This window comes from Gelidibacter algens (assembly GCF_001678675.1).
GTDB lineage: Bacteria > Bacteroidota > Bacteroidia > Flavobacteriales > Flavobacteriaceae > Gelidibacter > Gelidibacter algens.
Window position 1 is genome coordinate 39,361 of record NZ_LZRN01000017.1, and the last position, 21,258, is coordinate 60,618.

Here is a 21,258-nt window from a genome sequence, read left to right on the forward strand (position 1 = left end):
GCCTTTCCTCAGGAAAGGTCAGAATAGGATGGATTTAAAACTAAATAACAAATACGCATTAGTATGCGGCAGTACAGCGGGAATAGGGAAAGCGACGGCCATGTCATTGGCTTCAGAGGGTGCGCATGTCACCTTAGTGGCAAGAAATGAGGAAAAACTCAAGCAGACAGTTTTGGAGCTCGCCAATCCAGAACGTCATAGTTACATTGTTGCTGATTTTTCAAATCCTGAAGAACTGCAACGTAAAGTTTCTGAATTTATCACGCAGAACCATGGATTTCACATCTTGTTGAACAATACCGGCGGACCAGCGGGTGGACCTATTTTTTCAGCAGAACTTGAGGAATTTGAAAACGCTTTCACGCAACATCTCAAGTGCAATCATGTATTGGTGCAAACAGTCGTTCCTTTTATGAAAGATGAACATTACGGACGTATTATCAATATTATTTCTACTTCCGTGAAACAACCTTTGGATGGACTCGGCGTGAGCAATACCATTCGTGGAGCAGTTGCCAATTGGAGCAAAACATTAGCCAATGAACTTGGTCAGTTTGGCATTACCGTAAATAACGTACTTCCGGGAGCTACAGGGACGGATCGTTTGACGGAAATTATTAAAAATAAATCAAACAAATCTGGAACTACTGAAGAGGAGGCTGCCAATGCCATGAAAAGTGCAGTCCCTGCAAAACGTTTTGCAAAGCCCGAGGAACTTGCCTATGCCGTTACTTTTTTGGCTAGTGAGCGTGCAGGTTATATCAACGGCATCAACCTTCCTGTGGATGGCGGACGGACGAAGTCTTTGTAATTCCTAAAATCCCATCCCTAACCCTTCCCGAGGGGAAGGGAACTGATATGGAGAACTTAAATTTCAAATTATACAAAATCGAAAAAAATAGACCTCACAGGTTTTCAAAACCTGTGGGGTCTTTGTATATTAGTGGGATCATTTTGAAACGAGGTATTTCATCTTTAAATGTCTTAATTTTCACACTTGAAATACATCAGTGTTTAATAAAATTCTTAACTGCCCAGTTAAGAGTTCCTTCCCTTCGGGAAGGTTAGGAAGGGATTTTATCATGAGCAAATTAGTTTCTCCTTTGAATTTTAAAGCTTGGATTGAAGAAAATAGACATCTTCTAAAACCGCCAGTTGGCAATAAAGTCGTTTGGAAAGACGGCGATTTTATCGTTATGGTTGTTGGTGGTCCCAACAATAGAAAAGATTATCACTATAATGAAACTCCAGAATTTTTCTATCAGATTGAAGGCGATATCGTCTTAAAAATAATCGACAATGGGAAGCCAATTGATGTCCATATCAAAGAAGGTGACATTTATTTATTGCCTCCAAAAGTGCCCCATTCCCCACAGCGCGGTGAAAATACCGTCGGTTTGGTAATTGAATACAAACGACCTGAAGGCATGCGTGACGCACTCCTTTGGTTTTGTGAAAATTGCACTACAAAATTATACGAAGAAGATTTTACAGTTGAAAATATTGAAACCGATATGCCTGTTATTTTTGACAAGTATTATGGAGACAAGGACAAACGTAAATGTCCCAATTGTGGAGAATTGATGGAGCCACCCCAAAAGGTGAAAATTGATAGCTAAGTATTGATTTAAAAAAAATAAAATTCCTTTCCTTTTTAAGGCAAAGTGGATTATTCAGAATAAACGGATTGAAGATGGAAGGATCACCCCTTTAATCTAAAACAACTAAAAATAGAGTTCCACTATCGTGGTAAGTCAACATGGAAAAACGAAAACTTCGCATCAACGGTCATTCTCATCTACTTCCCTATCCGGAGGAAATCCCTCAGTTCATGAAAGACAAAGGTATTTTTTGGGTGGACAAGGACCGTAAATTTATGCTTCAAAAAGATTGGAGCCGTCCAGTGACGGATTCAAGTTTCTTTTTGGACGAGAAATTAGCGTGGATGGAGCGTTTTAAGATAGACCATGCCGTAGTATTAAATCTGTCACAGCTTTATGGCAATGGCTTGCGTTTAGAAGAAATGAAACAGGCGCTAAGGTTCCAGAATGATTTTAATGCCAAAATTCAAAGAGAAAATCCGAGTAAATTCACCTGTGGCTTTGTGGTTCATCCTGGATTTGTTCGTGGTGCCTGTTGGGAAATTAAGCGTTGCGTTGAAGAATTGGGGATGCAACTCCTCTGTTTGCCTACGCATTATATGGACACCATCGGGACATGGCGCTGTATTTTTGACGAAGAGAACGAGCCCATCTTTGAGCTGGCGAATAAATACAATCTAGCCGTAGAAATCCATCCTTATGATGGTGAAAAATTTATAAAATTAGAAAACACGTCTTGGCGTTTCCATTTAATTTGGATGTTGGCACAATGTGCAGATGCGTACCATTTTTTGACGCTAAATGGCTATCAAGACAAATATCCAAATATGCGCACCTGTTTTGCTCATGGTGGACAATTAGCGCAGATAAATTTAGGCCGACGTATTCAAGGTTTTGACGGCAGGCCAGATTTATTTGAAGGCAAAAGTCACCCAAGAAAAGCCGTAGGCCATAAAAACATTTTCTTTGACACTTTGGTACACGATACCGGAGGATTGCAACTATTGATTAAAAACCAAGGCTCCAGACAGGTGCTTATGGGACTCGATGACCCTTATCCATTGGGTGAAATGGAAAGTGCACAACAATCTTCATATCCTGGTAAAATTTTGGATTTAGCCGTTAAACAAGAAATAATTACAGAGAACCAGCGTGATGCCATTTGGGAAGACAACGTTATTAGATGGTTGTGCGGTGATGATGAAACAGCAAAGCAAAATTTAATGAACAGAATATTAAGTTGAGCGTAATCCCATAAGTGATCACTTCTGACTTTTTGTAAAACGAAGCATGCTGTTACTTTTTGTTATGGTGTAAAAAAATCCTTTGACCATTTAAGTCACGAGTGCCCTCATTCAGACATAAAAATTATGCATTTTATATCAGATCAATTAGACCAATATATCGAAAATCATTCTGAAAACGAACCAGAATTATTGCAACAACTCTCACGGGAAACACATCAAAAAATTTTACAGCCACGTATGCTCAGCGGCCATTATCAGGGTCGTGTATTGAGCATGTTCTCTAAATTATTGCATCCAAAATCCATATTGGAGATTGGTACTTACACGGGATATTCTGCATTGTGCTTGGCTGAAGGACTTCACAAAGATGGCGTATTGCACACTATTGACATCAATGAGGAGTTGGTCGATTTTCAGAGAAAATATTTTGACCAATCCCAACAAGGTCATCAGATCCATCAACATTTAGGTGATGCTTTAGAAATTATTCCAACATTGGAAACTCACTTCGATATCGTGTTTATAGATGCCGACAAAGACAATTACGCCAAATACTTCCATTTAATCATAAACAAGCTGAATCCGGGAGGGATTATTCTTTCTGACAATGTCTTGTGGAGCGGCAAGGTAATGGAGCCTGTAAAAAAAGACGATCGGTCTACTGAGGCTTTGATAGCCTATAACAAACTGCTGAAGGATGATGCTCGGGTAGAAACTATTGTATTGCCTATCCGCGATGGTTTAACGGTAAGCAGAAAAACATAAGATGAAGACCAAATTACACCTATCTAAAATTGGCACAGCGTAACTTGGTTTCAAAAAAGCTATAAAACTTCTGATTTTAAAGTCGCTGACCCCTCAGATATTATATTCTATTTCAGTATTGTCCGGTTAAACACCATATGAAGTCCCTACGGGACATTGAACTCATTTTAACTTTATGATTACCAATATTTTGTACCCCTGGGACAATATGCTGTTAGGCATTTAATATGGGTAACTAAATAGAACCCCTGCAAAGGCTAGTTCCGTAGGGACTAATTATAGAATGGGGTTTCCCAGAATCATGTATTACTTTTATCGGACAACACTGATTCTATTTATATAAAAACTTGGATACAAGCGAAAACTTTAGTATTATCAAGGATACAAAAATCACTCACCATATTTTATGACATTAAAATCAAAAGTTGCATCAGTAGTTCTTTTTTGCACCACGCTAACAATTTTTACCTATACACTACATGCCCAAGAAACCGAGAAAACTTCCAACACCACTGAACTACTAGTAGGGGTTGCTGGCAGCGAACCTTTTGTGTTTGGAAAAAATTCTTCATCAAAAGGAATTGCGATAGAAATATGGGAAGATGTAGCTAATAAGAAATCATGGGACTATACTTATAAGATCTTTGATACTGTTGAGGACGCGCTTTATGCCTTGAACAAAGGCGATTTAAATGTAGTGGTCGGACCTATCAGCATTACCTCACAGCGGCTTGAATATATGCGATTTTCACAACCCTTTTACAATTCAAGTTTAGCCGTGGTGTCACGTGTGGATGATTTGACCATTTGGCAAAAAATAAAACCGCTTTTTAGTGTCAAATTACTATTGGCCGTTGGTATTTTCCTAATTATACTTGCCATTGTAGGCACCTTGCTATGGCTGGCAGAACGAAAAAAATCGCCAGACCAATTTCCTTCCAAACCTGCAGATGGCATCGGCACTGGCATGTGGCTTGCCATCGTCACCATGAGTACTACCGGTTATGGTGACAAGGCACCCATTACATTGTGGGGACGGATTATTGCAGGAAGCTGGATGATTATCTCTATTATTTTTGCGACGTCGATGGTGGCTGGAATTGCAAGCACTCTGACGCTTACTTCTCTTGGCACATCAACGGTTTCCAATGTTGAACAGTTGGCAGGACGTAAGGTTGCTACTATTGCTGCGTCACCTTCAGAAGCCTTTTTAAAAGCCTACAAAACCAAAATTACAGCTGTCAATAACCTCAACTCTGCCATGACAAAATTGACAAATAGAGAGGTGGACGCTGTGGTTTATGACCGACCACAACTGTTATATTATTTGAAAAACAATAAAGATGAAGCGCTCTACATTGCCAAAGCTGAATATTATAAACAAGGATATGGTTTTGCTTTTCCTGTAGATTCAGATCTTATTTATGAGGCCAACAGAGCCTTATTGGAGCTTGCAGAAGATCAAGAAATCTCAACCATTGTGGACTATTATTTGGATAAAGACGAATAGCGATCGCAAAACATTACACGCTTTAATCTAAAAGATTTTTATAGAATAAAAAATTCTTCCTACCTGTGAAGAATATTTTTTATGTTTTTTTTCACAGTACTCAACCTCCTCGCCATTTGGAATATTTCAATCAAAACAATGCAGTAATTTTTGCTGCAGTTACCGCCGCTACTGAGTTTCATTTTAGTAAATATATAGACGTGAATGACTTTTAAGTATAATAACTTATCAGCTTGAGATATTTTAAATTTTAAAAAATATTAGATAAAAGGGAAGATTACTATTGAAACAGATTACATTTTACGCTTGACGGAGCCCACGGCATCTTCTACCTCATCTTTAACCTTTTTTACTTCTTCTGTAAAGGTTTTGGTATATTCTGATGTATTGATCCCATTTTTATCTGCGCTTTTAGTAATCTCAGACTTCAGATCATTAGTGGCGTCTTTGAGCGTGCGCATGCCTTTGCCCAAACCTTTTGCAATGTCTGGTACCTTATCTGCACCAAAAACCATCACCACTATAAGTAGTATGAACATGATTTCAGTGGTTCCGATAAATAGAAATGTAGATTGTAGTATCACAGTGCAAATATAGTGAGATGTTTTGAATACAATAAAAAAGCCGACAGTTAAATTAGTCGGCTCTTATAGTTAAAGTTTTAGGCTCATTCTCTAATTTTATTTTTAAAGCTATCAAACTGACTTTTCTCTTCTTTTCTAGGCCAAGAATTATTGGAGGTATCAATATCTGCAGTTTCAGCATTAGGGTCTACTACAATTGATATGATTTCCTTTTGAGATGGAATGGCCTTACTGACTTGATTGTCATTTAACCTCCAAATCTCTGCTGGATAGGTTTCTGTTTTTGAAGTGCCATCCACATAATTATACTGAACGATGATAGGCATGACCAATCCTCCTGGTTTCTCGAAAGTAACATTGTAAAAATACTTTGGCGTTTTAATGTTTTTGCGCTCTGCTTCAGTAAAATTATCCATTACATATTCTTTAAGTGATGGAATATCATTTACTTGAATACCTTTTTTCATGGTTTCGGTCAATTCTTCGCTGCCCTCTTCCACCATATATACCATAGGTTCCAACGTATCAATGTCCAAACCTCTTCGGGAAGCGACATCTTTGATGTATTGGTTAGGTTCTGAAGACACATAAAACTTGGTCACTTCCTTCACGCCAATATCTACCCAGTCTGTCGTGTAAAACCAACCTCTCCAATACCAATCCAAATCAAAGGCAGAAGCATCTTCCATCGTTCTAAAAAAGTCTTCGGGTGTAGGGTGTTTAAACATCCAGCGATGTGAATATTCTTTAAACGCATAATCAAACAACTCACGGCCCATGACGGTTTCTCTTAAAATATTAAGCGCCGTGGCAGGTTTTCCGTAGGCATTATTTCCAAATTGGTAGGTATTTAAACCTTTGCTCATAATTGGCGCAATATAATCTTGATTCCCTTCCATGTAAGGCACGATGTTGGCAGCTGGCCCACGGCGAGATGGGAATGTTTTATCGTTTGGAGATAAGGCGTCAGGATACCACTCACCAAAATCCTGTTCGGCAACATATTGAAGGAAGGTGTTCAAACCTTCATCCATCCAAGTCCATTGGCGTTCATCACTATTGACGATCATTGGGAAAAAGTTATGCCCTACCTCGTGGATGATCACGCCCATCATACCATACTTGACACGGTCACTATAAGATCCATCTTTTTCAGGACGTCCATAATTCCAGCAAATCATTGGGTATTCCATGCCCTGCCGTTGTGCATGCACAGAAATGGCTTTGTGGTATGGGTAATCAAAAGTCATTCTTGAATATGATTTCAGAGTACTTGCAACTGCTTTAGTGGACCATTCTTCCCATAGTGGATTGCCTTCTTTGGCATATAATGACACGGCCATCACATCTTTGTCGCCCACTTTAACGGCCATCATATCCCAAATATATTTGCGGGAGGTGGCAAAACCAAAGTCACGCACATTTTCAGCATATAACTTCCAAGTTTTTTTAGCTTTTGAATGACCTTTCTCCGCCTTTTCAGCTTCTGCCTGAGTTACAATCAAAACAGGTTTGTCATAAGATTTTTTAGCCTTTTCATAGCGCGACATCATGTCTTTGGAAAATACGTCTTCTCTATTCATCAATTTTCCGGTGGCATCTAAAATATGATCAGCCGGCACAGTGATATTCACCTCAAAATTCCCAAATGGCAAAGCAAATTCATCACGTCCCCAAAATTGTGAGTTTTGCCAACCTTCAACATCATTATATACAGCCATTCGTGGATAGAATTGCGCTATAACATACGCTCTATTGCCATCTTCAGGAAAATACTCGTAGCCAGAACGCCCGCCATCTTTTACATGGTCGTTAATATTGTACCACCATTTGATGCCGAAAGAGAATTTCTCTCCTGATTTCAAAGGTTGTGGTAACTCTACACGCATCATCGTTTGATTGATGGTGTATTGCAATGGTTTTCCTTTAGTGTCTTTGACTTCTAAAATATTGAATCCGCCATCAAAGTTTTCAGCCAAATAAGTCGATGCAAATTGTGAGGTTGTAGCCGCTTTTGCCACCCCACTACTTTCAATTAAAGGCGACTTCGAGTCTTTGGCGCGTTGGTTTTGATCTAATTGGACCCATAGGTAAGTCAATACATCTGGCGAATTATTGCTATATGTAATGACCTCATCACCAGAGATTTTTGCTTCCTCATCATCAAGCTCAATATTCATCTTATAATCTGCTTGTTGCTGATAATAAGCTACACCAGGAGCTCCAGATGCCGCCCTGTACATATTGGGCGTAGAAAACTCATTGTACAATTGTCTAAATTTGTTAGTGTTGACGTGACCGGGTTTTCGGTCTTGCTTGATGTCTTCTTGAGCAGACGTGCTCACAGAAATAAATAGGAATGCGAGGCAAAAAAATTGATATACTTTCATTTGAGATAGTTAAATATTTTATAAACAGTTTGGGAAATTAATTAATTTGAAGTTATAAGCCTTGGGTAGTTAAAAATTTAACATAGCTTTATCATTCCGATCCATTAAAATGAAACTTTTCTTTTCACCATTAATTTTGAGTTTTACAATATTCTGTTGGTCATCAAAACTATCAAATAGCAAGGTATTAGAGATTTCGAATGTCTTGATGTCCTTAACATCAGCAACTTCCAAATAACAAAATAGAATATCATTGTCATACTCTTTACCTATAAATTTGAGGTCTGCTATTTTGCCGTTAATTTTAACGGTAATTTTATCTTTTAAATAACGCTCCAGGTACACGCCAACTTCTTCGGCTTCATTTTTTGGAGAGAATGTCAAGCGTTTTTCATAACGTTTCCGAAATGTGTTTTCCAAATCGTCGATAAAAATTCTGGAGATTATTTGAACTGACTTCTTCTCTTTCACATATTCAACTTCAGTGACACTCACATAAAACTTATGCGCACTAACTGAAAGTAGTAGTGGTAAAAGAATTGCTAAAACAAGAATTTTAATGGTTTTCATAAATCATTTGTATGTTCAAAAATATAGTTTTGGGAGGTGCAATAACAGTGCCAACCATAGTTCTACTCTTTTGGGGTTTGTAGAATGACCTTATAGGCTTTTAATTTAGTTTCTAAGAACGTCAGGGTAGACATGTCATTCTTGATTTTACACAGATTTTCAAATTCTGGATCATCCTGACAAAAATAGAAAAACTCTACCCGATGTTCTTCCTCTAAGTCATGCGTACTGAAAAAAAGTTCAGAAAAATCAGCTTTCATCTTATCAAGGCAGTTGTCCATTTTCTCCAACTTCACAAATTGCTTTAATCGTTTGGTACGGCCACTTATGGCATTGATGATAGGCACTATTGGGATGAGACCTCCGCCCGATGTTGCTTCATATAAACGCCTTTCAGTTTGAGTCTTCAACTTTCCAGTATATCCCGGGATGCCCAAATCATAAAAATTAAGATCGCGCTTTAGTTCAGCATTTTCGATATCGAACATTAAATTACCCGTAAGGATTTTGCCTACCACCACTTCATCCAAGGCAGTGACCAATTCTTCCAAGTCCACAAGCATTTGTTTCGATGCGATGATCAGTTTGGTCACCACAATCTCCTTTGGTTGGTAAGAAATACCAGAAAAAAGAATGGTATCATTCAATTTTGCCGGAATTGTAAACCCGCCATTGCTATTGCTAATAGAGAATCTGCTCGCGGTTTTATTGATAATGTGGATGCCCTCCACCTCATCAGTCGCCGTTATTTTTCCGGTAATCTCAACGGCTTGTGCGGAGGCCTCTATCGCACAAAGCAACAGGAATAGGCTAAACATAAAAATAGGTCTCACTCTTCGGTTTTAGTTTGGAGATTCGATTTATAACTTATCAGTTTTTCCTTTAGAAAGTCGAGCATTTTAAAATCATCATTAATTATACATAGGGGTTCAAACTGGGTGTCATCTGCACAGAAATAGAAAAATTCATTGTGGTAACGTTCTTCTAAAGGATGTGCAGTAAATAAAATTTTGGCAAGATTGGACTTTGTTTTGCTGATGCATTGGTCTAGATTTTCAAGATAAACTCTATGTTTTAGTTCTTTCGTTCTGCCTGAAATTGCATTAAAAATAGGATCCAAAGGAAGTGATCCGCCCAATAAAGCCAACAAGTGAATGGGTTTAAAATCGCCTGCCGTATACAAACGGCGTTCACTCTGGGTTTTTGGTTTACCTTGATATCCCGATATTCCCAAATCATAGAAATTGATACTGCGCTCCACTCCAGAATTGGCCAAGTCTGCACTCAAATCGCCCGTCAATATTTTACCCAACACCACTTCATCCAAAGCAGTTATGTTCTCAGTGAGATAAATGGTCAATGATTTTGAATTGATCATATCCTTACCAACCATCACTTTTTTCAATGTGTAAGAAACTCCGGAAAATGTCAAGGTATCATTCAATTTAACGGGTATGGAAAATTCACCTCTGCTGTTTGAAATGGTAAAAGTATTGGAGGTATTATTGAGGATATGGATGCCTTCTACATCATCTTTCGCAAGGATTTGACCTTTGATGTCAACAGTTTGGGCCATCATAAAGTGCATTCCAAAGACCATAAAAATAGAATAAACGTACTTATTCTTTCCCACCTTCTGTTTCTAAGAAATCTTTACTTTTAACGCTGATGAATTCTAAAAACTGAAACTCCTTTCCAGAGTTCAATAACGAATAATCAATGCCATGATCTTCTACATAAGTTATAAATTCGCCCACTTTATCTTCTGGGATATTGAAGTTCTCTACTAAAAACTTGGCACTGTAGTGTTCTGTAAAATCGTCGTAAGAAATTAGAGGGGTCATCTTCGCTCTGTCCTTGTTTTTATCGGTATTAAAGATGGGTCTTAAAAACAGGTCCACAATCCCGATGATGTTAAGACCGTATGGGATGTTGTTCCCTGTTCCTGGCATTGCAACGTTAACTACTTTCGACTTGTAATCATCAGGAAATTCATAATCGTTCATGTTTGCCAAACCAAAGTATATAGCGTCCAAATCTGGGTTAAAGGTTTTGACACTTTCTATATCAACCAATAAATTTCCTGTAAGGTCATACGGTAAAAGAATAATTTCATCCAGTTTATTAATTTTCTCTACCAAAAACACGGTCATCTTTTTGGTTTGCATGATATTTTTATCAATGGTAACCGTAAAATCCTGGAACTGCAAGGCTCTGAACTCGACAATATCATTGAGCGCCACATTGAGTTTAAACAAACCATTTTCATCTGTAAGTGTACCCTTTTTAACAGATGTATTATAAACCGTAATACCTTCCAAATCATTGCTGTCCACAACAATCTTTCCTGAAATTTCAATGCGCTTGATGTTTTGTGACGTCACCAAGAAGATGGGTACCGTTATAAAGAGATAAAGTAAAGCTGTTTTCATAAGAGTTAATTTTAGTTAGGCTGCATAAAGAAAGGATGAACTCTCTTAATTAAAATCTAAAGTCTGACTAAATTTTTGTTAAAGTGGCAGATTACTTAAATTTACGACAAAATACTTGAGATGACATGTCTTCATCCAAGAATTAAGTTCTTTCTTACAGGCAAGAATCTTATGAAAAGATGTACGGACATTATATTGTATAAAAACTGACCCTATGAAAAAAATGATAATTGCCAGTACGTCTACAGTACATGGCAGCGGTTATTTAAATTACCTTTTAGAAGAATTGATGTTCTTTTTTGCGGATACTGATACCATTTTATTTATTCCTTATGCACGGCCAGGAGGCATTAGCCATGAGGAATACACAGAAAAAGCCAAAGCGACTTTTTTACAAATTGGAAAAAAGGTAAAGGGCATTCACGAGTTCGACAACCCTAAAGAGGCTCTAAAAAGTGCCAAAGGAATTTTTGTTGGCGGCGGCAATACTTTTGTGCTGGTCAACCAACTGTATAAAAATAATTTGATAAGCACTTTACAAGATGTGATTAACAATGGAACCCCATATTTGGGTACGAGCGCTGGCAGTAACATCTGCGGACTCACCATACACACCACCAACGACATGCCTATTGTATACCCACCAAGTTTTAAAACTTTGGCGATGGTACCATTTAATATCAATCCGCATTATTTGGATCCTGACCTAAGCAGTAAACACATGGGAGAAACCAGGGAGACACGGATACAAGAATTTCATGCCTTTAACTCACCACCCGTTATTGGCCTCAGGGAGGGCAGTTGGCTTGAAGTGAATGGTGATCGTATTATTTTAGAAGGGGAATTGGATGCGCGTATCTTTGAATATAATAAAGCGCCGTATGAGGTGAAGACTGGAACAGATTTGAGTGGATTGAACTAATGTTTGGAAGTTAGAAGGTAGATTTTAGATATTAGATGCTAGATTATAGATACTAGATGCTAGATGCTAGATTATAGACTAACCAATTTTTTTTGATAGACATGTGCCATTATACCTTAATCCTGACATTTTTTTAAGCTCCATAATTCATGACATCCGTGCAATCCGTGCAATCCGTGTCTAAAAAAATAAAAAATTCGTAACTGAGTCCTATAGCTTCTTCAAAAAATGATAGCCCAAAATCTCAAAGCCCTCATTGTAGTAAAACTTATGTGAGGGATAATTCTGCACATAGGTATTCAGCTCTACAGATTGACAGCCCTTTTGTGCCACATAATCATAAATACATTTCATAAACTGTTTGCCCAAACCCTTTTTTCTGTAAGCATCCTCAATAAAAACGTGATCCAGTTCTACACTTTTTCCAGAATAATGACGCGTACAAAACCACATGCCTGCTATTCCGATAAGCTTTTCACGATCATAAATGGCCGCACATTCGTAATTCTGGGTGACTATTTCAGCAAAACGCTGTTTGAGCACAGCTTCAGTAATTTTCTGATTGTTCAATTTTAGCATCAACGGAATGATGGTATTGATGTTGGATGGATCAATAATTTTGAACGAAATGGGCATAGGCTAAATTTTGAGTAAAAATAAATAAATAACTTCATATCTACTTGGCTTAAGTTTGATTGATTTACTCTGATTGCTTGGACAGACATCTTTTAATCCTTTGCGGAAACCCATTTGCTTTTTTTCCATGATTTCAAGTTTTAGAATTCCAATTTGAGATATTAGGAATTGACCGGGCAAGGACTCCAAATTCAACAGCAACGGATTTAAAACATGAAAAAGCCTCTCAAAATAAGAGGCCTTTTCAAATACTAACTCAATATGTTCTGCTATGAAAGTTTATTCAAATACGCTACCGTATCTAATGCTTTAAATTGTTTGGCATAGTCCATAGCCGTCATGCCTTTAATTGATTTCTTTTTAAGTTCTGCTCCACTTTTAACGAGCACCTCTAAAATCTCTTTCCTATTATACTTTGCCGCATACATTGCCGGTGTCATGCCATTGGATTTCAAATTGACATCAGCACCTAATTGAATCAGTTTTTTGACAGTTTCAAGGTCACCTTTTACAATAGCCATACAAAACGGACTGATTGAAACGTTCGAGGTAGTAATGCCAGATGGCACCACCTCAATTGTTGTAGCTGCATTTGTGCTGTTTAAAGCAAACCCTAATGCAATTGCAGAAATAATAAATGTTTTTTTCATGATGAATGATTTTTGATTAATGAATGTTTTTTTGATTCTATAAGACAGACGATTTAAAAATATAAGTGTTACAGTATCTCCAATTAAATAAGGTTTTATTAACTTTTTAATCCAGAATCATGTTAGTTTTGTGAATTACATAAAATCGCTATTTGCCAGATAGACTCAAAGATTTAACCGCGGCAATATTTTCAATTTTAAATGATATATTACCGTTTGAGGTTATAAACTTTTATCTTTGAAACTCAAAACCATTCACCATGAACAAAAAAGTCATCCTTATGATTCTTGACGGTTGGGGGAAATCTCCAGACCCAAAAGTTTCAGCTATAGATAATGCCAACACGCCATTTATTGATTCGCTTTATACCAAATATCCCAACGCATCTTTGAGAACTGATGGGCTTCATGTAGGGTTGCCTGAAGGTCAAATGGGGAATAGTGAAGTTGGCCATATGAATTTAGGGGCTGGCAGAATTGTATATCAGGATTTGGTAAAAATCAATTTAGCGGTTCAAAATAATACCATTGCACAAGAAAAAGTCTTGGTAGATGCCTTTACATATGCTCGAGACAATCATAAACCGGTGCACTTTTTAGGCTTGTTGAGTGATGGTGGCGTGCATTCACATATCAATCATTTATTTGGGTTACTGGACGCTGCAAAAAAATATGATCTTGATAATGTATTTGTCCATGCCTTTACGGATGGGCGTGACGTAGATCCAAAATCGGGTTTAGGCTTTATTTCGCAACTTCAAAATAAAATCAAGGATACTTCCGCCCAATTGGCAACGGTAACCGGACGCTATTATGCCATGGACCGCGACAATCGTTGGGAACGTATCAAATTGGCCTATGATGCACTCGTTAACGGGATTGGTGAACCTTCTACGGATGTTATTCACTCCATTCAAGAGAGTTATAATAACGAGGTGACCGATGAATTTATAGAACCCATTGTGATGACAGACCACAACGGGATTCCTAAAACCACAATAAAAGATGGCGATGTCGTTATTTTCTTCAATTTCAGAACCGATAGAGGGAGACAATTAACAGAAGCTTTATCTCAATATGATTTTCATGAGCAAAACATGCACAAACTCGATTTGCACTATGTAACTATGACCAATTATGACGCTATTTTTACTGGGATCAACGTTGTTTTTGAAAAAGATAATCTGACAGAAACTTTAGGTGAAGTCTTGGAAAAATATCACAAAAAACAAATCCGTATTGCGGAAACTGAAAAATACCCGCATGTAACCTTTTTCTTTTCTGGAGGAAGAGAAATTCCATTTGATGGTGAGAAGCGTGTTTTGCGGAACTCGCCCAAAGTGGCTACCTACGACCTAAAACCAGAAATGAGTGCTTATGAACTGCGCGACGCTTTAATTCCTGAATTGGAAAGTGAAGATGTCGATTTTGTATGCCTCAACTTCGCCAACGGTGATATGGTGGGCCACACAGGCGTGATGGATGCTGCCATTAAAGCTTGTGAAGCGGTTGATGTGGTCGTGAAAGATGTGATCACTACTGCCTTAGCGCACAATTATACAACACTTTTAATTGCAGACCACGGGAACTGTGAAACCATGATCAACCCTGATGGTTCACCAAATACAGCGCATACCACCAATCCGGTACCCGTCATATTAATCGATAAAGATTTGAAACACATCGATGACGGAATTTTAGCTGATTTAGCGCCGACCATTTTAAAATTAATGGGAGTGCCACAACCAGAGATCATGACGCGTCATTCACTTATTTAATGCTTTCAAATCGGTAAAAGTTTTATTGTATTTTTGACCCCAAAATAGTAACTCATGAATTTTCAGAACAGACTCATCATAGGCGTTGATTTTGACGGTACCATCGTAGAAGATGGCTACCCAAAAATCGGGAAACCACGTATTTTTGCCTTTGAAACACTTAAACGTCTTCAAGAAGATGGGCACCGCCTAATTTTATGGACTTACAGAAGTGGTAGAAGTCTTGATGAAGCTGTTGAATTCTGCGAACAAAACGGCATCACCTTTTATGCCGTCAACAAAAGTTTCCCTGAAGAGCAGTATGATGCTACCAAAAGCCGAAAAATTTACGCTGATCTTTTTATTGATGACCGCAATATTGGCGGCGTTCTCGGCTGGGGCGAAATCTATCAAATGATTACCAATGAAGACCCCAATATTCCTGAAAAGCAGAAAAAGGGGTTCTTTTCGTTTTTTAGATAAAGTTTAATTTGTCATCAGATCAAAATATTGTCTGTCAATAGCTTCCCGATGATTGGGATGCGCGATATCTACCAAGGCTTTAACACGATTTTTAATTGTTTTTCCAAATAATTCAGCAATACCATATTCCGTCACCACATAATGCACATGGGCACGGGTGGTCACAACGCCCGCTCCAGGTTTTAAACTTGGCACAATTCGGCTGATGCCCGATTTCGTTTCAGACGGCAATGCAATAATCGCCTTGCCACCATCACTTAATGAAGCGCCTCTGATAAAATCCATTTGTCCACCAACACCTGAATATATATTTGAGCCCATAGAATCGGCACACACCTGTCCCGTCACATCAACCTCAATGGCGGAGTTGATGGCCACCATTCGCGGATTTTGTTTAATGATGGACACATCATTGGTATAATTAGAGGCTCGCATTTCAATAAACGGATTGTCATCTACATAATCATACAAACGTTTGGAACCCATTAAAAATGTCGCCAAAGCCCTGCCTCTATTGATGTTTTTATAATTACCGTTGATGACATCCTTTAAGATAAGATCAATCACACCATCACTGAACATCTCGGTGTGCAATCCCAAATCCTTATGATTGGTCAATCTTGTCAATACCGCGTTTGGAATGCTCCCAATGCCCATTTGCAAGGTACTTCTGTCTTCAATCAGGCCGGCCACATAATCGCCTATCTTTCCTTCAATAGCGGTTGGTTCAGCCATTTCATGGATTGGTAGCGGCTCATCACACTCTACAAACGCATCAATCTCAGAGCAATGGATAATTCCAGCCCCATGGGTTCTTGGCATTTGCTTGTTGACCTGTGCAATCACATATTTAGCATTGTCTATGGCTGCCAATGTGGCTTCCACAGAAACTCCAAGAGAACAATACCCATGTTTGTCAGGAACGGAGACGTGAATCAACGACACGTCCAATTCTAATATCCGACGTTTAAAAAGCAAGGGCACCTCGCTTAAAAAAACTGGGGTATAAGAGCCATTTCCTGCTTTGATGGTATGCCTTACGTTTTTACCTATAAAGAAGGAATTGACATGAAAACTATCTTTCAATTCGGGGTTGGCATAAGGTGCCACACCTTCAGTATGGAGCTGACAAATTTCGACATTTCTAAGTTCTTCATGACGGTTGGCCAAAGCCTTGATTAATAGTTGAGGAGCCGCAGCGGCTGCATGCAAATAGATTCGGTCATTCGATTTTACAGCCTTTAGGGCTTCTTCCGCAGTGATTGATTTATACATCATTTACTATTTAAGAGGATAAAATTATCTAATAAATTACATTTAAAAACTGTCAAAGGTCATGTTCCATAAAAATGTCCACCCCAGTAATTTTAAGTATCTTTGCCCATATTTTTTTTACTATGATCATACAAAAAACAAGAGAAGAAATAGAGTTGATGCGCGAAAGCGCCCTTATTGTTTCCAAAACATTGGGTATGTTGGCCAAAGAAGTCAAACCTGGAGTTACCACCATGCAATTGGATAAAATGGCCGAAGAATTCATTCGTGCACAAGGCGCCATACCAGGATTTTTGGGACTTTATGATTGTCCGTCTACCTTACTTTGTAGTACCAATGAAGCCGTTGTTCACGGATTACCAACTGATGTCCCTTTAAAAGAGGGTGATGTGGTGGCCATTGACTGTGGTGCGATAAAAAACGATTATTACGGAGACCATGCCTACACCTTTGAAATAGGCGAAGTGGCTCCGGAAGTAAAAAAACTCCTTCAAATTACCAAGGAATCTCTGTATGTGGGCATCCGAGAGTTAAAAGTGGGCAATCGTGTGGGTGATGTGGGTTACGCCATTCAGAATTATTGTGAAGCCCAAGGTTATGGTGTGGTTAGAGAATTAGTAGGACATGGCCTAGGCAAAAAAATGCACGAAGATCCTGAAATGCCAAATTATGGCAAACGCGGACGTGGCAAAAAATTCATTGAAGGGATGGTCGTGGCTATTGAGCCTATGATCAATTTAGGAACGTACAAAATTAAGCAACTCAGTGATGGTTGGACGATTGTGACTTTAGATGGAAAACCAAGCGCGCATTTTGAACATGATGTGGCCATTATAGATGGAAAACCAGAAATTCTGTCCACTTTTGGGTATGTTTATGAGGCTTTGGGGATTGTGTCTGATGAGGAGGATGAGTTTAGGCGAGAGGCGTTGGTGCTTTAATTATTTCACAGAGATGCACAGAGTTTCACAGAGATACACTGAGGGAAATGGAAGATAAACTGACTAAAAAAATCATTGGCGCTGCTATAGAAGTTCACAGAGCTTTGGGTCCTGGGTTGTTGGAGTCTGCATATCAAAAGTGTTTGTTTTTTGAGCTTAAATCTCAAGGTCTTAAAGTAGAACAAGAAATTTCTTTGCCAATTATTTATAAAGACATCAAATTAGACCATGGCTATCGGATTGATTTATTGGTCGAAAATGACGTTGTTGTTGAAATCAAAACTGTTGAAAAATTTACTGACGTACATTACGCTCAAATATTAACCTATTTAAAATTAGGCGATTTCCCTAAAGGATTACTAATTAATTTTCATACAAAACTTTTAACCTCAGGAATCAAACGTTTTATTAATTCATCTCTGTGAAATTCTGCGTTTTCTCCGTGCATCTCTGTGAAATAACTTGAAAAAACTCTTCAAATTCATCCTCAACACCATCCCAAGACCTATCCTCATCAGGTTGAGCTACGTGGCACGTCCTGTTTTGGCATTCTTTTTAAAAGGAAACCAGTTTACAGACCCTATTGACAACAAAAGTTTCAAAACCTTTTTACCATACGGGTATGGGAAGCAGCGTAACAATGTCTTATCACCTTCCACATTAAGTTTGGAACGCCACAGATTGCTTTGGCTGTATCTCAAAAATGAAACCGATTTCTTTACGGCTTCCAAAAAAGTTTTGCATTTTGCCCCTGAACAGGCGTTTTACAAACGGTTTAGAAAGATGGCACATTTGGACTATGTAACGACCGATTTAAACTCGCCATTGGCCGATGTTAAAGCTGATATTTGCAATTTGCCGTTTAAGGACAATGAATTTGATATCATTTTATGCAACCATGTGTTGGAACATATTCCTGACGATACCACAGCGATGCAAGAGTTATACCGCATCATGAAACCTGGAGGCTACGGTATTTTTCAGATTCCGCAGGATGTTTCAAGGGCGGAGACGTTTGAAGATGACAGCATCACCGATCAAAAGGAACGCGCTAAGATCTTTGGTCAATATGACCATGTACGGGTATATGGACGGGATTATTTTGACAAACTACGCGCTGTCGGATTTCAGGTAGAGGAAGTCGACTATACAATGGCATTGTCTGAAGTGGACGTAAACCGATTTTGTCTGGCTAAAGGGGAAATTATTCCAGTAGTGCGCAAGAAAATGTCCTAAGTATTGCAGGTAGTTACAAAGCGAAAACTCAGTATTACACCAAGGAAGTTAGAGATTTATGTCTATCTGCTTGCCTAAAGCCAGTCCACAAACATTGGTTTATTCTTCAGGAAAACCGTTCAAATTGAGTGTCTCAAATTCCTTTTGATCATTTTCAAAAATCAAGAACACTTTTAATTCAGGATGCGCTGTTAAAAAAGTCTTTACTTTTTCAATGCCCATAGCCTTGAATGCTGTAGCGTAAGCATCAGCCGTCATACAATCCTTAGTAATCACCGAAATACTCAACAAATTAGTTTTACTGGGATAGCCGGTTTTGGTATCGATGATATGGGAATAGCGATTGCCCAAGCTATCTGTTTTGAATTTTCTGTAAGTTCCTGACGTTGCCATAGCTTCATCATGCAGTGAAATGGCCATCAAAATAGATTGTTCACCGTCAAAATGTGGCAACTCCACTCCTACCTTCCAAGGCTTTTGCTTTTCAAAATTCTGGCCTTTGCACCTGATTTCACCACCAATTTCAACAATATAATCTGTGATGTTCTGATCTTCCAAAAAATTGGCAATCACATCTACCCCATATCCTTTTGCAATAGCATTGAAATCAATAAAAGTATTTGGATTAACTTTAATGATCTTGTCGTTTTCCAGTCTGACTTTATCCAATCCGACGGTCAGCATCAAACTATCAATTTTAAGACTGTCAAGCGCTACAATTTTACCTTCAGGACCAAAATCCCAAGCATTGACCAAAACGCCTATGGTTGGATCGAAAACGCCGTCAGTAGCCTTAAAAATTTCTTTTGACGTATTGAATACCGTTTTAAAATGGGCATCCACGGCAAACGCTTCATTGCGGTTGATTCTTGAAATATCTGTATCTGACTGATACGTGGACATCGACGTATTGATCACTTGAAATAGACTATCAAATTGCTCTTGGAAATTTTCATCCTGTTCTGAATAATATTGCACCCCATAGGTGGTTCCAAAAACCTCTCCCGATAGTGTGATGTTTTTTGGTTCTTGATTACAAGAAACTATCAGTAAAGCAAAGAAGATTAGCGCTAGGTGCCAACGACGCTCAACCAGAGTTCTCAATATCATTTTCGACATGTGTCCATTTAATTTAAATTGGTTTCTACTACTTGGATGCCATTGTATTCTATCAAATATTCTTCATTTAAATAGACTGGCAAATCTTCACCATTTGGATTTCCCAACCCTACGCCCGCGTATAACACTTTCGCATCCTTTTCCCGAGCATGTTTCTTAAAAGATTCCATCCAAATCACATCATAGTTATTGGGATTATCAGGCAGCATCACCGCCTTAACAATGACGAAAAAATACTGCTTGCTCTTGTCCATACACACAAACTGCGGATGCTTTTTTAGTTTGCTGTTAACTGCTATAAATTCAAAGCCTCGTTGTTCCAGTTCCTTTCCAACATGGTTCATGGCGAGGTTATGTAGTTCCTGTTTTGTAAGTGCTTTGCTCATGCTACAAAAATACGATAATGGGACCGATTAGGGTCTTAAGAAAAATGAAAATAATTGGAAGCTTAATAAGACGAATATCCCAGATTCGCCCTAAAATCAAGAACTCTTTTACCTGAACTATGATACCATTTAAATACTTATTTTCTGTTAAAAACCTAGAAATACTTTATTTGATTCCTCAATTGTAGTATCTTAATAGGAAAAAAAAATCTGCTATGTACACTTCCCTCCGTTTAGAACAGGCTATTCACAAATTATACAATGCGTTTCACAATGATGAATTGCACCCCGAATGTTGCCAGCAATGTGCCGTTGGAAATATTTTGGACAACAAAGATGCCTGGAAACATCTGTCTGACCGTCATGGCTCTTTACAATTGAACTATGTAGGATTGGTCAACCAAAATTTTGGGAGAACATTCAATGGCTATTCGCCTATTGAATTATTGCAAATAGAAGCCCGATTCTTAAAAGGCTGTGGGTATTCTTTACCCTTACATCACAAAGGCATCAAACCCAAAAACCCTAAAGACAAAGCTGTCCTTTTCGACGGTTTGTGTGAAACCGTAGCATTTTTATGTGCATTGGACGGTGTGGATAACGTCATGGACTATTCCAAATTGTTCGAGGTTGACAATAACCAACCGCGGTATCAATTACAGGAGCTCTTCGCATAAAATAAGAAGGATTCTCAAACTAAAACTAGTTCTTGAGAATTGAATTTCAGATAATGTCTCCAACAGGAGTCTGAATG

General features: G+C 38.4%; 24 protein-coding genes. 12 read left to right on the forward strand and 12 right to left on the reverse strand.

Annotated features, from left to right (window positions below; all coding sequences use genetic code 11):
- Window positions 1-28: 28 nt before the first annotated feature.
- From A9996_RS09830 to A9996_RS09850, 5 genes are all read left to right on the forward strand, one after another.
- The gene (locus A9996_RS09830) at window positions 29-811 is read left to right on the forward strand and encodes an SDR family oxidoreductase (RefSeq protein ID WP_066433916.1); all 783 of its coding nucleotides are present in this window, start codon (window positions 29-31) and stop codon (window positions 809-811) included.
- Between the two features lie 271 nt (window positions 812-1,082).
- Complete coding sequence (locus A9996_RS09835; RefSeq protein WP_066433919.1) at window positions 1,083-1,619, forward strand: 3-hydroxyanthranilate 3,4-dioxygenase; 537 nt, start codon at window positions 1,083-1,085, stop codon at window positions 1,617-1,619.
- A 140-nt stretch (window positions 1,620-1,759) separates the two neighbouring features.
- Window positions 1,760-2,845, forward strand: a complete 1,086-nt coding sequence (locus A9996_RS09840) for an amidohydrolase family protein (protein WP_066433921.1) — start codon at window positions 1,760-1,762, stop codon at window positions 2,843-2,845.
- Between the two features lie 126 nt (window positions 2,846-2,971).
- Window positions 2,972-3,613: an O-methyltransferase gene (locus tag A9996_RS09845; protein ID WP_066433923.1), complete on the forward strand. Its 642-nt coding sequence runs from the start codon at window positions 2,972-2,974 to the stop codon at window positions 3,611-3,613.
- Between the two features lie 406 nt (window positions 3,614-4,019).
- Entirely contained in the window at window positions 4,020-5,123 is a 1,104-nt protein-coding gene (locus A9996_RS09850) for a transporter substrate-binding domain-containing protein (protein WP_066433925.1), read from the forward strand.
- Between the two features lie 293 nt (window positions 5,124-5,416).
- On the opposite strand, the gene A9996_RS09855 is transcribed toward A9996_RS09850, so the two are convergent.
- The 6 genes from A9996_RS09855 to A9996_RS09880 all read right to left on the reverse strand — a co-directional run bounded on the left by A9996_RS09855 (window position 5,417) and on the right by A9996_RS09880 (window position 11,099).
- On the reverse strand, window positions 5,417-5,662 hold the full coding sequence (locus A9996_RS09855) for a Sec-independent protein translocase subunit TatA/TatB (RefSeq protein ID WP_066433928.1): 246 nt from the start codon (window positions 5,660-5,662) through the stop codon (window positions 5,417-5,419).
- 128 nt (window positions 5,663-5,790) lie between these two features.
- Entirely contained in the window at window positions 5,791-8,097 is a 2,307-nt protein-coding gene (locus A9996_RS09860) for a M1 family metallopeptidase (RefSeq protein WP_066433931.1), read from the reverse strand.
- Between the two features lie 69 nt (window positions 8,098-8,166).
- Window positions 8,167-8,667 carry a DUF6702 family protein gene (locus A9996_RS09865; RefSeq protein WP_066433934.1) on the reverse strand — a complete coding sequence of 167 codons (501 nt, stop codon included), beginning with the start codon at window positions 8,665-8,667 and terminating at the stop codon, window positions 8,167-8,169.
- A gap of 62 nt (window positions 8,668-8,729) precedes the next feature.
- The gene (locus A9996_RS09870; RefSeq protein ID WP_066434030.1) at window positions 8,730-9,485 is read right to left on the reverse strand and encodes a hypothetical protein; all 756 of its coding nucleotides are present in this window, start codon (window positions 9,483-9,485) and stop codon (window positions 8,730-8,732) included.
- Window positions 9,486-9,496: 11 nt separating this feature from the next.
- Window positions 9,497-10,300, reverse strand: a complete 804-nt coding sequence (locus A9996_RS09875) for a carboxypeptidase-like regulatory domain-containing protein (protein ID WP_157487205.1) — start codon at window positions 10,298-10,300, stop codon at window positions 9,497-9,499.
- Window positions 10,287-11,099 carry a carboxypeptidase-like regulatory domain-containing protein gene (locus A9996_RS09880; RefSeq protein ID WP_066433940.1) on the reverse strand — a complete coding sequence of 271 codons (813 nt, stop codon included), beginning with the start codon at window positions 11,097-11,099 and terminating at the stop codon, window positions 10,287-10,289. Before A9996_RS09880 ends, A9996_RS09875 begins: the two co-directional genes overlap by 14 nt.
- Before the next feature lie 214 nt (window positions 11,100-11,313).
- Between A9996_RS09880 and pepE the strand changes: the two genes are divergently transcribed.
- On the forward strand, window positions 11,314-12,021 hold the full coding sequence (pepE, locus tag A9996_RS09885) for a dipeptidase PepE (protein ID WP_066433943.1): 708 nt from the start codon (window positions 11,314-11,316) through the stop codon (window positions 12,019-12,021).
- A 210-nt stretch (window positions 12,022-12,231) separates the two neighbouring features.
- Here pepE and A9996_RS09890 read toward each other — a convergent pair whose 3' ends face one another.
- The 3 genes from A9996_RS09890 to A9996_RS09895 form a co-directional block, all read right to left on the reverse strand.
- Window positions 12,232-12,657: a GNAT family N-acetyltransferase gene (locus A9996_RS09890; protein WP_066433946.1), complete on the reverse strand. Its 426-nt coding sequence runs from the start codon at window positions 12,655-12,657 to the stop codon at window positions 12,232-12,234.
- Between the two features lie 3 nt (window positions 12,658-12,660).
- Window positions 12,661-12,786 (reverse strand): hypothetical protein, encoded by a 126-nt coding sequence (locus A9996_RS20845; protein ID WP_262510706.1) that lies wholly within the window; start codon window positions 12,784-12,786, stop codon window positions 12,661-12,663.
- A 140-nt stretch (window positions 12,787-12,926) separates the two neighbouring features.
- Window positions 12,927-13,307, reverse strand: a complete 381-nt coding sequence (locus tag A9996_RS09895; RefSeq protein ID WP_066433949.1) for an ankyrin repeat domain-containing protein — start codon at window positions 13,305-13,307, stop codon at window positions 12,927-12,929.
- Between the two features lie 260 nt (window positions 13,308-13,567).
- Between A9996_RS09895 and gpmI the strand changes: the two genes are divergently transcribed.
- Both gpmI and A9996_RS09905 read left to right on the forward strand, forming a co-directional pair.
- On the forward strand, window positions 13,568-15,085 hold the full coding sequence (gpmI, locus tag A9996_RS09900) for a 2,3-bisphosphoglycerate-independent phosphoglycerate mutase (protein WP_066433951.1): 1,518 nt from the start codon (window positions 13,568-13,570) through the stop codon (window positions 15,083-15,085).
- A 54-nt stretch (window positions 15,086-15,139) separates the two neighbouring features.
- Window positions 15,140-15,547 (forward strand): BT0820 family HAD-type phosphatase, encoded by a 408-nt coding sequence (locus tag A9996_RS09905; protein WP_066433952.1) that lies wholly within the window; start codon window positions 15,140-15,142, stop codon window positions 15,545-15,547.
- 3 nt (window positions 15,548-15,550) lie between these two features.
- Here A9996_RS09905 and A9996_RS09910 read toward each other — a convergent pair whose 3' ends face one another.
- On the reverse strand, window positions 15,551-16,822 hold the full coding sequence (locus A9996_RS09910) for an acetyl-CoA hydrolase/transferase family protein (protein WP_066433954.1): 1,272 nt from the start codon (window positions 16,820-16,822) through the stop codon (window positions 15,551-15,553).
- Between the two features lie 122 nt (window positions 16,823-16,944).
- Between A9996_RS09910 and map the strand changes: the two genes are divergently transcribed.
- From map to A9996_RS09925, 3 genes are read left to right on the forward strand one after another with little or no spacing between them, the layout of a single operon-like run.
- Window positions 16,945-17,763, forward strand: coding sequence for a type I methionyl aminopeptidase (gene map / locus A9996_RS09915; protein WP_066434035.1), 819 nt, complete (start codon window positions 16,945-16,947; stop codon window positions 17,761-17,763).
- Between the two features lie 47 nt (window positions 17,764-17,810).
- Window positions 17,811-18,188, forward strand: a complete 378-nt coding sequence (locus A9996_RS09920; RefSeq protein WP_066433957.1) for a GxxExxY protein — start codon at window positions 17,811-17,813, stop codon at window positions 18,186-18,188.
- Between the two features lie 37 nt (window positions 18,189-18,225).
- Window positions 18,226-18,999 (forward strand): class I SAM-dependent methyltransferase, encoded by a 774-nt coding sequence (locus A9996_RS09925; protein WP_066433960.1) that lies wholly within the window; start codon window positions 18,226-18,228, stop codon window positions 18,997-18,999.
- Window positions 19,000-19,098: 99 nt separating this feature from the next.
- Here A9996_RS09925 and A9996_RS09930 read toward each other — a convergent pair whose 3' ends face one another.
- Both A9996_RS09930 and A9996_RS09935 read right to left on the reverse strand, forming a co-directional pair.
- On the reverse strand, window positions 19,099-20,118 hold the full coding sequence (locus A9996_RS09930) for an FAD:protein FMN transferase (protein WP_245905316.1): 1,020 nt from the start codon (window positions 20,116-20,118) through the stop codon (window positions 19,099-19,101).
- An 8-nt stretch (window positions 20,119-20,126) separates the two neighbouring features.
- Window positions 20,127-20,504, reverse strand: coding sequence for a Na(+)-translocating NADH-quinone reductase subunit F (locus tag A9996_RS09935; protein ID WP_066433964.1), 378 nt, complete (start codon window positions 20,502-20,504; stop codon window positions 20,127-20,129).
- A gap of 215 nt (window positions 20,505-20,719) precedes the next feature.
- Between A9996_RS09935 and A9996_RS09940 the strand changes: the two genes are divergently transcribed.
- Window positions 20,720-21,181: a Na(+)-translocating NADH-quinone reductase subunit F gene (locus A9996_RS09940; protein WP_066433967.1), complete on the forward strand. Its 462-nt coding sequence runs from the start codon at window positions 20,720-20,722 to the stop codon at window positions 21,179-21,181.
- Window positions 21,182-21,258 lie beyond the last annotated feature (77 nt).